Here is a 14404-nt window from a genome sequence, read left to right as displayed (position 1 = left end):
CTACTCTATGATGGACGCGACGACGCCGGCGCCGACGGTGCGTCCGCCCTCGCGGATGGCGAAGCGCAGGCCCTCGTCCATCGCGATCGGGTTGATCAGCTGCACCGTCATGGCGACGTTGTCGCCCGGCATCACCATCTCCGTGCCTTCCGGCAGTTCGATCACGCCCGTGACGTCCGTCGTCCGGAAATAGAACTGCGGCCGGTAGTTGCCGAAGAACGGCGTGTGACGGCCGCCCTCCTCCTTGGTCAGGATATAGGCCTCCGCCTTGAACTTCGTGTGCGGCGTGATCGAGCCCGGCTTCGCCAGAACCTGGCCGCGCTCCACGTCGTCGCGCGCCACGCCGCGCAGCAGCGCGCCGATGTTGTCGCCCGCCTCGCCCTGATCCAGCAGCTTGCGGAACATCTCCACGCCCGTGCACGTCGTCTTCTTGGTGTCGCGGATGCCGACGATCTCGACCTCCTCGCCAACCTTGACCACGCCGCGCTCCACGCGCCCCGTCACCACCGTGCCGCGGCCCGAGATCGAGAACACGTCCTCGATCGGCATCAGGAACGGCTGGTCCTTCGGACGCTCCGGCTGCGGCACGTACTCGTCCACCGCCTTCATCAGCTCCAGGATCGCCTTCTTGCCGATCTCGTCGTTCGTCCCCTCGACCGCCGCCAGCGCAGAGCCGCGGATGATCGGGATGTCGTCGCCGGGGAAATCGTACGAAGACAGCAGCTCGCGGATCTCCAGCTCGACCAGCTCCAGCAGTTCCTCGTCGTCGACCTGGTCGACCTTGTTCATGAACACCACCAGCGCCGGAACGCCCACCTGGCGCGCCAGCAGGATGTGCTCGCGCGTCTGCGGCATCGGACCGTCCGCCGCCGAAACCACCAGGATCGCGCCGTCCATCTGCGCAGCGCCCGTGATCATGTTCTTCACGTAGTCGGCGTGACCCGGGCAGTCGACATGCGCGTAGTGACGGTTCTCCGTCTCGTACTCCACATGCGCCGTCGAGATCGTGATGCCGCGCGCCTTCTCCTCCGGCGCGTTGTCGATGTCCGCGTACGACTTCACCGCGCCGCCATATTCCGCAAGCGTCATCGTGATCGCCGCCGTCAGCGTCGTCTTGCCGTGGTCAACATGGCCAATCGTGCCAACGTTGCAGTGCGGCTTGTTACGCTCAAACTTCTCCTTGGCCATATCCTAGCGCCTCGTTCTTCCTGGTTTCCGGCCGCGGCCCATCGACCGAGCAACACGGATTCTTATTTCAGCCTTCGCGACGACCCGGCGCGGCTGGAGCGGGTGATGGGAATCGAACCCACGTAACCAGCTTGGAAGGCTGGGGCTCTACCATTGAGCTACACCCGCCTGGATTCCGGCCTGCCGCCATGTCGTCCTGCGCCCGTGGACCTCGGCGTGAGCGATGGTGGAGGGAGTTGGATTCGAACCAACGTAGGCATAGCCAACGGGTTTACAGCCCGTCCCCTTTAACCACTCGGGCATCCCTCCGTATCGGCTCATGTCGGATGGTTTCGAGCGCGAGGTGCTCTATCGTCAAATCACCCGCCCTGTCAACCGCGTTGCCCGGCATCGCCGGACCGGTGCCCGCCCCCGGCGAATCCGCGCAGCGGGCCGGGACCCCCTGCGATCGCTGTTGCTCCGGACCGGCGCACTCAATATAAGCCCGCCGATGGATGATCGCAGAGACAATCGCGGCGGGCGCAGCGGCCCGCGCAATGACGGACGTGGCGGGCGCGGACGCGACGGCGGCGAACGCCGTCCCGGCGGCGGCCAGGGCCAGGGCCGCGGCGACCGGCCGCCCCGGCGCGAAGGCGCCCCGCGCCGCGACGATCGCAGTCAGGGTCCGGGCGGCGGCGACCGGCCACCCAGGCGCGACGACCGCGGTCAGGGCAGCGGCGACCGGCCACCCAGGCGCGACGACCGCGGTCAGGGCAGCGGCGACCGCCCGCCCCGGCGCGACGACCGCAGCCAGTCTCAGGGGCGCGGTGATCGCCCGCCCCGGCGCGAAGGCGGCGGCGATTATCGTGGCGACCGCGGCGCCCCTCGTGGCGGACAGGGCGACAGCCGCCCGCCCCGGCGCGACGACCGGGACAATCGCGGCGATCGTGACCGGAGGGACGCCCGCGGCGACCGCGGCGGCTACAGGGGCGAACGCGGCGGCGACAGGCCGCCCAGGCGCGACGACCGGGAGGACCGCGGACCACGGCGCGACGATCGCGGACCGCGGCGCGAGGGCGGCGACGAACGGCCCTTCCGCACCCGCGAGGACCGCGAGCGCGAGGACCGCGTGGCCCGGGAGGGGCAGCGCGGCGACCGCCGCGACGGGCGCACTCATTTCCGCCGCCCCGAAGGGCGCGAGCCCGGCCGCCGCGAGCGGCCCGGCGGCAACCGCCGTCCGGTCTCCGTCGAGGTCCGGTCGGGCGGCAAGGGCGGCGGCGCTCAGGAAGGACAGCACTGGATCTTCGGCCGTCATGCCGTGCTGGCCGCACTGAACAATCCGAAGCGGGACATCGGCCGCCTGGTCGCCACCGAACAGATGGCGGAGCAGGCGGGCATCGCCGGTCACGCCCTGCTGGAGAAGGCGACCCGCGCAGACATGGACCACATGCTGGCCCGCTACGACGCCGACGCCACCCACGGCGGCATCGCGGCCTACGCCTCGACGCTCAATCCGCCCTCCGTGGAGAGCCTGCTGAAGCCCGAAGGCCGTTCGCTGGTCATCCTGCTCGATCAGGTCAGCGATCCGCACAATGTCGGCGCAGTGATGCGCACGGCCGCCGCCTTCGGGGCGCGGGCGGTGATCGCGCCGGAACGCAACGCGGCGCCGGTGACCGGCGCCCTGGCCCGGGCCGCTTCGGGGGCGCTGGAGAGCGTGCCCTATCTGCGCCCCACCAACCTTTCCCGGACGCTGGCCATGCTCAAGGAGTGGGGCTACTGGCGCATTGGCCTGGACGGCGCTGCGGAAAAGCCGATCGAGGCCGCGGCCGAGTTCGAGCGCGTCGCCCTGGTGCTCGGCGCCGAAGGCAAGGGGCTGAGGCGGCTCACGGCGGAGAACTGCGACCTGCTGGTCTCCATCCCCATGTCGGACGCCGTCGAGAGCCTGAACGTCTCCAATGCGGCCGCCATCGCCTGCTATGCCCTCTACCGCCGCGACGCGTGACAGGCGGGGCGTTTTCCGCTACCTCCTGCACTGTCGCCGGCGTGGCTCAACTGGTAGAGCAACCGCCTTGTAAGCGGTAGGTTGGGGGTTCAAGTCCCTCCGCCGGCACCACATCCCTTCCATGACCGTCCGCAGCCCGCGAGAAATCGTGATGGCGGCCATCGATTTTTCGCGCAACCGCAGGCTCCCGTGTGAGGTAGGGTAACACCCGGGGGTTAGTGATGCGGAATCCGCTCCGGCAGCTTTGGATCCTGGTTCGGGCCGCACTCGTTCTGGCGGCGGCCATGCCGCCGGCGGCGGCGGAGCCGACGCGGCTGGCCCAGACCCTTCTCACCCGTCCCGACGTTGTCGACGACCTGACGCCCGGCGGCGGGCGGGAGATGCGCCCCTACCCCAATGACGGCGCGCACCCGGCGCAGAACCCGCCCAGCTTCCGCTGGCGGCGGGGCAAGACGGGCGACGTCTACGAGGTGCGCATCGCCCTGGAGAGCGGCGAGGAACTGGTGCGCTTCTCTAGCGCCAATCTGCTGACCCTGAAGGAGCCGCTGCCGCCGGGCACCCACCGCTGGCGCCTCAGGCGCTGGCCCGCCTTCGCCGCGCCGCTGGACTGGACCGGGACACGCAGCTTCACCATCGGCCCCGACATCCGCCGCCGCTCGATCGAGAATCCGGCCGACGCCTATGCCCGCGCCGCCGAACGCAAACGCCCGCGCCTGCTACCCGGAGAGCCGGACCGTTCGCTGCTCATCGCCGACGCCTATATCGGCTGGAAGCGCGCCTTCTTCGACGAGGTCGCCGCCCGGACAGGAGCGCCGCCGCTGGCCCTGCCACGCAACGAGGCGGCGCTGGGGGCCGGCGGCGTCGACCAGCTCTCCCGCGAGGAACTGGTGGCGTTCCGCCGGGAGATTCGGGGCTCGGTCAACCGGGTGATGCGCCTGCTCCATGACGGGCTGATCGTCTGGGTGGTCACGCGTCACCTGCGCGACGACCGCTTCGGGCTGGACCAGGCGCTGGCGGCGGCGGACTGGCTGACCGAACTCGATGCCTTCGGGGCGACCTCGAACCAGGCGGCGGATCTGCTCAACCTGCGCGTGGCCAAGGCGCTGGCCGTGGCCTACGACATCGCGCACGAGGAACTGGACGGCGGCCAGCGGCGGCGGATGCTGACCGCCATCGAGAACCGGGTGCAACAGACCTTCGACGCCTATGTCGTCGATGACAGCCGCGCCATCGCCGCCTATCCCTACAACTCCCACGGCTACCGCCACGTGCTGGGCATCCTGTCGATCGCCACCGTCCTGGCCGGCGACACACCCCGCGCCCGGACCTGGTTCGAGGCCGCCTATCCGGTCTTCATCGGGCTCGGCAATCCCTGGGGCGGTGATGACGGCGGCTACGCCAACGGCGTCAACTACGGCGCCTGGGAGGTGCTCAACAACCTCGCCTACTGGGACGCCATCCGCAGCGCCACGGGCGTCGACTATTTCGAAGCCGGCTGGGCGCGCGAGGTCAGCGTCTTTCTCAACTACGTCATTCCCCCCGGCGCCCCCAACAGCGGCTTCGGCGACGGCGCCGAGGACTATCGCCCCTACGTCTGGGCCGAGACCGCGCGCATGCTGTTCGAGCGCACGCGCGAGCCGCTGGCCGGCCATCTCTACGCCGGCTGGCGGCGTCTCATCCGGGAAGGCGAACTCGACGCGTCGGAACTGCAGGAGGAGTTCGCCAGCTGGACCTTCCTGCTGGGCGCGGGCCAGCCGCCGGCGCCGATCGATACCGGCGGAGCCAGCGCCCGGCGGCTGCCCGGCGCCGCCGTCTTTCCCTCGATCGGCTGGGCGGCGCTGCACAGCGACCTGGCCGATCCCGACCGCTATTCGATCCTGTTCAAGTCCAGCCCCTATGGCAGCTTCAGCCACAGTCACGCCGACCAGAACAGCTTCATCATCAATGGCCGCCGGGAACCGCTGGCCATCGATTCCGGCTACTACGACACCCACAAGTCCCGCCACCACCTCGCCTGGACCACCCGCACCGAGGCGCACAACGCCATCACCTTCGATGGCGGCAAGGGTCAGCCCTGGGACGACATCGGCGCGCGCGGGCGCCTGACGCGCTTCACCAGCTGCCCCGGCTACGACGCCATCGCCGGCGACGCCACCGAGGCCTATGCCGGCCAGCTCGCCGCCGCGCAACGGACGATCATGTATCTCCGGCCGGATCAGGTTCTGGTCTATGACCACCTGGTGTCGGCGACGCCGCGGCGGTTCGAATGGAACATTCACGCCCGGCGCCGGATGGAGCCGACCGCGGATGGCGGCATCCGGCTGGCCATGGACACGGGCCGGGTCTGCATCCGCCAGATCGCCGGACCTGAAAGCGGCTTCGGCCAGACAACCGATTTTCCGCGCGAGCCCAGCAAGCGCCTGCAGCCGGGCTGGCAGCCGCAATGGCATGGCCGCTACACCGTAGCCCGGCCGACGACCAGCGCCGACTGGCTGTTCCTGATCTCGCTCGACTGCGCCGAGGCCGATGTCGGCGAGGTTGCGGTCACGGCCGGCGGCTACCGCGTGCGCATCGGCGACCGGATCGCGCATCTCGGTCCTTCGGCGGAACTGGCCGTCCCCGCCGAGGGCCCGGCCGACCCCGGCCAATGCCACGCGCCGCCGAAGCGGGAGCTGATCGCCGGCATCCGGGAGGTTGACGACGACACCAGCGGCCCGCACCCGCCGGCGCCCGACGCGCGCTCCGCGATCCGCCGGCTCAGGATCGGGAACTGACATGGTCCGGGCCCTTCCCATCGCGGTGCTGCTGGCACTCCTGCTGACGACGCCGCTTGCAGCGCAGGAGCGCCAGCGCCTGGTCATCGCCACGGGCTCGATCACCGGCCTCTACTACGCGGCCGGCAACGCCATCTGCCGCGTGCTGGAACGCCGCCCCGGCAACCGCTTTGACTGCAGCGTCATGGAGACGGCAGGCTCGGGGGAGAATCTGGACCTGCTGCACGCGGGACGGGCCGACCTTGCCATGGCCCAGTCGGACGTGCTCGCCGCGCGGCCGGGCGCCGGCGAGCGGCTCGCCATCGCCGCGCTGTACCCCGAGGTCTTCCAGGTCGTGGGCCGCCGCGGTCTGGGTATGGCGTTCGCCGCCGATGCGCTGGCGCACCGGTTCAACATCGGCATGCCGGGATCGGGGACGCGGCTGACGCTGGAGGCGCTGATGCGGACCAACGACATCGACCTGACCGATTTCGCGGATCCTGTCGAGCTTTCGGGCGCCGAGGAGGCCAGCGCATTCTGCCGCGGCCGGATCGACGGCTTCGTCTTTCTGTCCGGCATCCCCAATTCGAAGATCGCATCGGTGCTGAAGAACTGCGACGGGGCCATCCTGGGCTTTGTGCGCAGCAACGTGGCCGATTTCGTCCGCGGCCGCCGCGGCATCGACTTCTTCCGCTTCCGCCGCAACACCTATCCGGAGATGACGGAGACCCTGGATACCTTCGCCGTCACCGCGCTGCTTGTCGCATCGCCCCGGACGGAAGACAGCATGGTGCGCGAGATCCTGGGCGCGATGCTGACCGACATCGACTGGTTCACCCGCCTGCACCCGGCCTGGGGTCAGCTGCTGCCGGCGGAGATGGCGCTGAACATGGAGCGCCAGATGATGCACCCGGCGGCCGAGACGGTCTACGTCGCGAACGCCATCATCAGCGAGTGAGTGCGGCAGGCCACCTGCGCGGCATTTGCAATGGCAATCGCATCGGACCCGCAATAATCTATCTGCATTAATCAAGGCAAGTCCGGGGAGGAAGGACGATGATCGAGATCGAACCTTCGGGCGGCGGCGTCGGCGCCTTCGTCCGCGGCGTCGACCTGTCGAGCGATGTCAGCGGCGATGTCGCCGGCGAACTGCGCGCGGCGCTGGGCGACCACGGCGTCCTGTTCTTCCGCGACCAGAAGCTCGCGCCGGAGGATCACATCGCCTTCGCGGAGAAGTTCGGCGCGATCAACGTCAACCGCTTCTTCGCGAAGAACGAGGACTATCCGCAGATCGCCATGGTGGCCAAGGAGCCGGAGCAGACGGGCAATATCGGCGGCAGCTGGCACACCGATCATTCCTACGACCGGGAGCCGGCGCTGGGCTCGATCCTGGTCGCGCGGGAAGTGCCGGCGCAGGGCGGCGACACGCTGTTCGCCAACATGTACGCGGCCTGGGAGGCCCTTTCCGAGGGACTGAAGCGGACGCTTGAGGGACTGAACGCTGTCCATTCGAGCCGCCACGTCTTCGGTGCGAAGTCTGGCTACGCGCCGCGGCAGGACGGACGCATCGGCAATCCCGACCTGGCGACGCAGGACGCGGTCCACCCGGCGGTCATCACCCATCCGATCAGCGGCCGCAGGGCGCTCTACGTCAATGGCGGCTTCACCATCCGTTTCGACGGCTGGACCGAGGAAGAGAGCCGGCCCTTGCTGCAGTACCTTTACGCCCATGCCGCGCGGCCCGAGTTCACCTACCGCTTCAGGTGGGAGGACGGCTCGGTCGCCTTCTGGGACAACCGCGCCACCTGGCACTACGCGGTCAATGACTATCACGGCCAGCGCCGCGTCATGCACCGCATCACCGTCGAAGGCTGCGCGCTGAGCTGACTGCGGGCATCCGGTCAGACCGTCGACTCGCGGCCACGCCGCTCCGCCCCCCCCCCCCGCACAGAGGCGGGGACGACACGCCGAGTGAGTGGCGGCGTCAATTCAGGCCAGATCTGGGACTACCGCTCCCGGAAGCCTTCCTGCTTCAGCCGCAGGAAGGGCTTCAACAGATAGGTCAGCACCGAGCGGTCGCCGGTGTGGATGTCGACAGCCGCCTGCATGCCCGGCGTGATCGGCAGCACCGCGCCGGACTTGTCGGTGAAGCTGCTCCGGGTCTCGATCACCACATCGAAGTAGGGCTCGCCTGACGGCAGGCGGTTGGCGTCGGCGCCGATGCGGATGACCCGGCCGTTGAGCGCGCCGTACTGGAAGAAGTCGTAGGCGGTGATCTTCACCCTGGCTTCCTGGCCGACCTCGACATAGCCGCGGTCGACGGGATTGAGCTTGGCCTGGATCACCAGGGTCTCGTCCAGCGGCACGATCTCCATGATCGGTTCGCCGGGACGGACCACGCCGCCGATGGTGTTGGCGGTCAGGTTCTTGACCACGCCGTCGATGGGGCTGCGGATCGTGGCCCGGAGCTGCTGGTCGGTTGCCTCGGAGAGCAACTCGACCAGGCGCCCAAGCTCCTGTTCGGTCTTGGACAGCGCTTCCGTGGCCTCGGCGTGAACGCGGAGTTCCTCCTCCTCGATGCGGTCGCGCGCCTCGTCGATCGAGGCGTTGACGCGCGGGATCGCCTTGCGCGTGGTATCCAGCCGGCCTTCCAGGTCCTGCACCTCAGCCTCCAGTTCCAGGTGCTCGATGCGGGGCGTGAGGCTCTTTTCCAGCAGCCCCGCGGAGATCTCGAAGCGCTTGCGGGCGACCGCGAGGTTGCCCTCCAGCGCCCGCGCCTTCGACTGCAGTTCGGCCAGTTCCGCCTGGCGCTGGCGAAGCTGGTTGCGCAGCAGGCTGGCCTGGGAACGCGACTGGTTGCGCCGGCTTTCATAGGCTTCGGTCTCGATGGCCACGAGGTCGGGGTGCCGTTCGGCGGCCTCCGGAGGAAATTCGAGCGGCTTGTCCGATTCGAGCGCCTGACCCGAAGCGAGCGCGCGGTGGCGCGCGGCGCTCAGTTTCAGCGCGTCGACGCGGTAGAGCAGTTCCTCGCGATTGGCCTGGTTGGGCGCCAGTCCGATGCGGATCAGCGGCTCGTTGGCGGCCACGATCTGACCTTCGGAGACCAGGATCTCCTCAACGATGCCGCCCTCCAGGTGCTGGATCTTCTTCAGCTTGCCCTGGGGCTTCACCTCGCCCGGGGCGACAGCCACCTCGTCGAGCTGCGCGGTGCCCGCCCAGACGCCGAAACCGATCACCAGCAGAATGACGATCAGGGCGAAGACGCGCCAGCCCCGGGCGCGGGCCCGGATCTGAAGGCGCTCGATGCGTTCTTCCGTTGTCATTGCGCCGCCTCCACGGGCGTCTCCTCGCGCGGGGCCGGCGGCCCGGCGTCAGGCGCCGTCGGCGCCGGAGCGCGGCGGATGATGGTGGGCAGGATCTCGCGCGCGGGTCCGCCGCGCACGACCACGCCCTTCTCCAGAACGATGATGTTGTGACACGCCGACAGCAGCAGCGGGCTATGGGAGACGATGACGATCGTGCGTTCCCGACCCAGCCGCGCCAGGCAGTCGCGAAGCTGTTCCTCCGCCGCGCGGTCCAGGCTGGCCGAGGGCTCGTCCATCAGCAGCACCGCCGGATCGCCGATCAGCGCCCGGGCGATGGCCAGGCGCTGCCGCTGGCCGCCCGAAAGCGTCCGGCCGCCCTCGCCGACCACGGTTTCGTAGCCATCGGGCAGGTCGACGATGAATTCGTGCGCGCCGACCGCGGCGGCCGCCTTCAGGATGTCCTCATCGGTGACGTCATCGCGCCCGCGCGCAAGATTCTCGCGGATGGTGCCGGCCAGCAGCACGTTCTCCTGGGGGACGTAGCCGATCCAGTTGGCGAGCTGGGTGACGGTGAACTGACCGATATCGGCGCCGTCGAGCAGCACCCGCCCCTTGTCGGGGCGGTAGAGACCCTGGATCAGCTTCAGCAGCGTCGTCTTGCCGGAGCCATTGGGGCCGACGATGGCGTGCACGCCGCGGGCCGGCACGCGGATGCGGATATCGCGCAGCACCGGCTCGGCCTGGGGATCGAAGCCGAAGCTGACCTGCTCCACGGTCACCGCACCCTCGGGCCGGGGAAGCTGCATGGCGCTCTCGCGGTAGTCGTCGGCCATTGCCAGCACCTCCGCCACCCGCTTGCCCGCCTGGCGCGCCATGACGAGGTTGCGCCACTGGCCGACCAGCTGGGCGAAGGGCCCGACGATGCGGGAGGCCAGCATGTTGGTGGCGACCAGGGAGCCGATGGAGATCTGCTGGTCGATGATCGCCAGCGCCCCCACGGTGGTGATGGCGATGGTGGTGGAAACGGTCAGGCTGACGCCGACATTGCCGTAGCTGTCGGAGACGGCGCCGCGGGCCATGGCGCCCTCGATGGCGTCGACCTGCCGATCGCGCCACATGGGCGTCACCGCCTTCTCCAGCGCCAGCGCCTTGATCGTTGTGCGGTTCTGGATGATGTCGGCCAGGAAACCGTCACGGCTGAGCTGACGGCTGCGTTCGGCGCTGGCGGCGTGGCTCATGGCGAAGCCGGAACGCAGCGCAAACAGCACGAAGACCGCTGCGGCCACGACGATCACCCAGACCAGCGGCGGGGCGATGATGTAGATGATGCCCAGGAAAAGGATCGCGAAGGGCAGATCGACCAGCATGATCACCGGCGGGCCGGCGACGGCATTGCGCACCGTGTCGGCGTCGCGGAACAGCCCCTGCCAGTAGGACGCCGGCCGCGATTCCAGCGCCCGGAGCGGCAGGCGATTGAGCTTCTCGAACAGGCGCTTGCCGAACTCCAGGTCGAAGCGCAGCGAGGCCCGCTGCACCACGCGGCTGCGGGTCTGGCGCAGCAGGAAATCGAAGACGATGACGATGCCGACGCCGATCGCCAGGCCCTGCAGCGTGGTCAGTCCGGCCTTGGCGACGACGCGGTCATAGACCTGCAGCACGAACACGGGCACCGCGAGCGCCATCAGGTTGACGAACAGGCTGAGCGTCAGCAGTTCGCCGGTCGCCGGCAGAATGGGGCCGATCAACGATCTGAATGCGGGTTTGTCCACAGCGCCTCTATGCTACATCACGCCGGTTTTGTCACGCGGCCGGCATCACCCCGGCGGCAGTTGCCCGCCGATGGATTGCAGATCGGCCTCGGACACCGTCGCGCCGTTGGTATCCGCGATCACCTGATAGCCGGCGGCAGCCACATCGTCGTCGAAGATCAGGTGCTGTCCGTCGAAGATGTAGGCGGAACCTGCGCCGACGCCGGAATTGGTGCCGTCATAGGCCGCGCCGATGGTGGCGAACGTCGCCGTCACCCCGACATCATCGAAGCCGCCCTGTCCGGTGTCGAATTCAAAGGTATCCCCGCCGCCGTCCGCCGTACCGCTGAAATCGGTAATCAGATCGACCGCGACGCCGGCGGCATCGACGGTCTGGTTGGCGGCGACGACCTGCAGATCGGAGGTGGAGAGATACTGGAAGCCATCGGCGCCGTCGCCGCCGGTGAGCTGATCCGCTCCGTCGCCGCCTTCGAGGAAGTCGTCTCCGGCGCCGCCCTCCAGGGTCTGGGCGCCCAGGCCGCCGGCCAGCAGATCATTGCCGCCGCCGCCGAAGAGCTGGTTCGATTCGTTGTCCTGCCCGGTGATCGTGTCTGCGAAATCGGACCCGATCACATGCTCGATGCTGGTCAGCGTGTCGCTGCCGCCGTCGCCGTCGCTGGCCGCCTGATCCAGCCCCAGATCCACGTTCACGCCCGCTGCGGCGCCCGAATAGTCGACGAAGTCGCCGGTGACGCCGCCGGCGCCGCCGTTCAGCACGTCGGTGCCCGCGCCGCCGATCAGCGTGTCGTCGCCGCCGCCGCCGGAAATGCTGTCGTCGCCGCCACCGCCATCCAGCACGTTGTCGGCTCCGTCGCCGGTAATCGTGTCGGCAGCGCCCGAGCCGACGACGTTCTCGATCTGCAGCAGCACGTCGGTTTCGCCGGCGATGCTGTCGAGGGCCGTTCCGGCCACGAGATCGACCACCATAGGCCCGCCGTTCAGCGAGAAATCGGCCGTGTCGATGCCGGCGCTGCCATCCAGGGTGTCGACCCCCGCGCCGCCGTCCAGCGTATCGTCGCCGCCCAGGCCCTGCATGCTGTCATTGCCCGCGCCGCCCGACATGAAGTCGTTGCCCAGCCCGCCGGTGATCGTGTCGATGTCGTCGCCGCCGAAGAGGCTGTCGTTCCCGTCGCCGCCGCCGATGATGTCGATGCCGCCATTGCCGAGCAGCAGGCTGCCCGTGCCGGCGGCCACCAGCGTGTCGCCGAAGGCGGAACCGGTGACGTTCTCGACGCCGGTCAGCGTGTCCGTGAAGCCGCCGCCGTCGGTCGCCGTGCCCGTGGACAGGTCCACGCTGACGCCGTTCGCGTCGTCGAAGTAGCTGACGATGTCCGCGCCCGCGCCGCCGATGATGGAGTCCGCGCCGAGTCCGCCGACCAGCGTGTCGTCGTCGTCGCCGCCATCCAGGGTGTCGTCGCCGTCGCCGCCGTCGAGCTGATCGAAGCCCGAGCTGCCGAACACGGAGTCCGCGCCGTCGCCGCCATCGAGCAGGTCATTCTCGCTGCCGGCGTCGATGGTGTCGGCGCCGGCGCCGCCGGAGACCGTATCGTTGCCGAAGGAGCCGTCGAGGAAGTCGTCGCCCGCGCCGCCGTCGACGGAGTCGTCGCCAAGGCCGGCATTGACAAAGTCGGCCCCGTCGCCCGTGGCGATGCTGTCATTGCCGTCGCCGCCGGCCACCGTGTCGTTGCCGAGCGCCGTGGTGATGGCGTCATCGCCGCCGCCGCCGTCGATCACGTCGGCGCCGCCGGAACCGCCATTCAGCGTATCGTTGCCGAGGCCGCCGTTCAGCGTATCGTCCAGCGCGCCGCCGGCGAAGAGGTCGTTGCCATTGCCGCCGGTGAGATCGGCGCGCTCGAAATTGATGAAGGTCTTGGCATTGCCGGTTCCGCTGAAGCCCGTCGCCACCGTGATGTCGGTCGCCGAGCCGTCCATGGTGATGTCGAAGTTCTCGCCGCTGAAATCGACCTGCAGCAGATCGACGCCATCGCCGCCATCCATGGCGTCGCCATTCCCCGAACCGTTCGGATTGATCGTGTCGTCGCCGGCGCCGCCGGAGAGCGTGTTCAGGTTGTTCGAGCCGCCCAGCAGGAAGTCGTTGCCGCCATTGCCGCGGAACTCGACCGAGGAACCGCTTCCCAGCAGGGTGTCGTCGCCGTCCGAGCCGCGCACGGCCTGGATATTCGACAGGTCCTGCGTGTAGGCGGTCAGGTTGATGACGACGTTGGCGATGCCGGTCGAGGCGTTGAAGTCCACGGAGTCCACATTGGTGCGGTCATATCGGACCAGGTTGAAGCCGGCGCCGCCGTCGATGGTGTCATTGCCCTCATCGGGGATGAAGCGGTCGTCGCCCGCGCCGCCCAGCATGGAATCGGCGAAGGTGCTGCCGCGCACTTCGTCGATGGCGGCGAAGATGTCGGTGCCGCCGTCGCCGTCGTCGCTGGTCGTGCCGGCGCCGATGTCGAGGCTCACGCCCGCCGAAGCCGTGATGTAGTCGAGCCGGTCGAAGCCGCCGCCGCCGGTGAAGTCGTCATTGCCGGCGCCGCCGCGGAACTGGAAGAACTCGTTGAAATCGATCAGGTCGGCGCTGACCGTGTCGTCGCCGGTGCCGCCGACCAGCATCAGCCCGCCGGTGATCCCGTCGATCAGGTTGACGCCTTCCAGTGTGTCGGTGCCGCCGGACTTCACGACCGTGCCCGAGATGTTGCCGATACTCGCGTTGATGCCCAGGGACTGGTCGTCGTAGAGGAGGGCGAAGAAGCCTTCGCCCGGCGCGATGAATTCGATCAGATTGCTGTCTGCGCCGGGCCGGATGATGTCGCCCGAACCGTCGTTCGCGCCGGGCCGAAGCGTGTCCGCGCCATTGCCGCCGATCAGCGTGTCCTGTCCAGCGCCGCCTTCCAGCAGGTCGGCGCCCTCGCCGCCGACCATGCTGTCATTGCCGGTGCCGCCGCGCAGCACGTCATCTCCGGCATTGCCGGTCAGGGTGTCGTCGCCGGCATTGCCGAACAGCAGGTCCGTATCTGCCCCGCCCGTCAGCGCATTGGCGCCGGCGTCGCCGGCCTGCGCCAGACCCGTGGAATCGAGGCCGAAGAAGATGGCGATCTGGTCGTAGGAAACCGCGCCGGCGTCGTCATAGCGGGTGGTCACGGCGATATCGTCGAAGCCGTCGCCGTTGATGTCGCCGATCATGGCGACGCCCTGGCCGAGATAGATATTGTCCACCGGTGCAGAGGTGATGGTGACGCCGTCGGTGCCGTCGATCGTGGACAGGTCGAAACTCGTCTCGGCAACCGCCTGGCCGGGGCCGAAGATGACATAGGCCTCGCCGACATTGCTGTAGCTGCCGTAGTCGACGCCTTCGGCGCCGAT

Annotated in this window: 8 protein-coding genes and 3 tRNA genes; 5 read left to right on the top strand and 6 right to left on the bottom strand. The window is 69.0% G+C overall.

Annotated features, from left to right (window positions below; genetic code table 11):
• The 3 genes from tuf to CWC60_RS21405 all read right to left on the bottom strand — a co-directional run bounded on the left by tuf (position 1) and on the right by CWC60_RS21405 (position 1497).
• Entirely contained in the window at positions 1–1188 is a 1188-nt protein-coding gene (gene tuf, locus CWC60_RS21415) for an elongation factor Tu (RefSeq protein WP_109795960.1), read from the bottom strand.
• A gap of 94 nt (positions 1189–1282) precedes the next feature.
• A tRNA-Gly gene (locus tag CWC60_RS21410) sits at positions 1283–1356 on the bottom strand.
• Positions 1357–1412: 56 nt separating this feature from the next.
• Positions 1413–1497, bottom strand: a tRNA-Tyr gene (locus tag CWC60_RS21405).
• Between the two features lie 181 nt (positions 1498–1678).
• Between CWC60_RS21405 and rlmB the strand changes: the two genes are divergently transcribed.
• From rlmB to CWC60_RS21375, 5 genes are all read left to right on the top strand, one after another.
• Positions 1679–3169, top strand: coding sequence for a 23S rRNA (guanosine(2251)-2'-O)-methyltransferase RlmB (gene rlmB, locus CWC60_RS23385; protein ID WP_125182851.1), 1491 nt, complete (start codon positions 1679–1681; stop codon positions 3167–3169).
• A 35-nt stretch (positions 3170–3204) separates the two neighbouring features.
• Positions 3205–3280: transfer RNA gene (locus CWC60_RS21390), tRNA-Thr, on the top strand.
• Positions 3281–3390: 110 nt separating this feature from the next.
• Positions 3391–5943, top strand: a complete 2553-nt coding sequence (locus CWC60_RS21385; protein WP_109795957.1) for a heparinase II/III domain-containing protein — start codon at positions 3391–3393, stop codon at positions 5941–5943.
• A gap of 1 nt (position 5944) precedes the next feature.
• Positions 5945–6880 carry a TAXI family TRAP transporter solute-binding subunit gene (locus CWC60_RS21380; protein ID WP_109795956.1) on the top strand — a complete coding sequence of 312 codons (936 nt, stop codon included), beginning with the start codon at positions 5945–5947 and terminating at the stop codon, positions 6878–6880.
• Positions 6881–6978: 98 nt separating this feature from the next.
• Complete coding sequence (locus tag CWC60_RS21375) at positions 6979–7809, top strand: TauD/TfdA dioxygenase family protein (protein WP_109795955.1); 831 nt, start codon at positions 6979–6981, stop codon at positions 7807–7809.
• A 119-nt stretch (positions 7810–7928) separates the two neighbouring features.
• On the opposite strand, the gene CWC60_RS21370 is transcribed toward CWC60_RS21375, so the two are convergent.
• The 3 genes from CWC60_RS21370 to CWC60_RS21360 all read right to left on the bottom strand — a co-directional run.
• A complete protein-coding gene (locus CWC60_RS21370; protein ID WP_109795954.1) occupies positions 7929–9245 on the bottom strand; it encodes an HlyD family type I secretion periplasmic adaptor subunit in 1317 nt (438 codons plus the stop codon).
• The gene (locus tag CWC60_RS21365; RefSeq protein WP_109795953.1) at positions 9242–10972 is read right to left on the bottom strand and encodes a peptidase domain-containing ABC transporter; all 1731 of its coding nucleotides are present in this window, start codon (positions 10970–10972) and stop codon (positions 9242–9244) included. The genes CWC60_RS21370 and CWC60_RS21365 overlap by 4 nt, the downstream gene beginning before the upstream one ends.
• Positions 10973–11041: 69 nt before the next feature.
• Positions 11042–14404 (bottom strand): beta strand repeat-containing protein (locus tag CWC60_RS21360; protein WP_277422340.1); only part of this gene is annotated, 3363 nt, incomplete at its 5' end.

Origin of the sequence: Minwuia thermotolerans (genome assembly GCF_002924445.1) — a bacterium.
Classification (GTDB): Bacteria; Pseudomonadota; Alphaproteobacteria; order Minwuiales; family Minwuiaceae; genus Minwuia; species Minwuia thermotolerans.
This window is presented reverse-complemented; position numbering and strand designations above follow the sequence as displayed.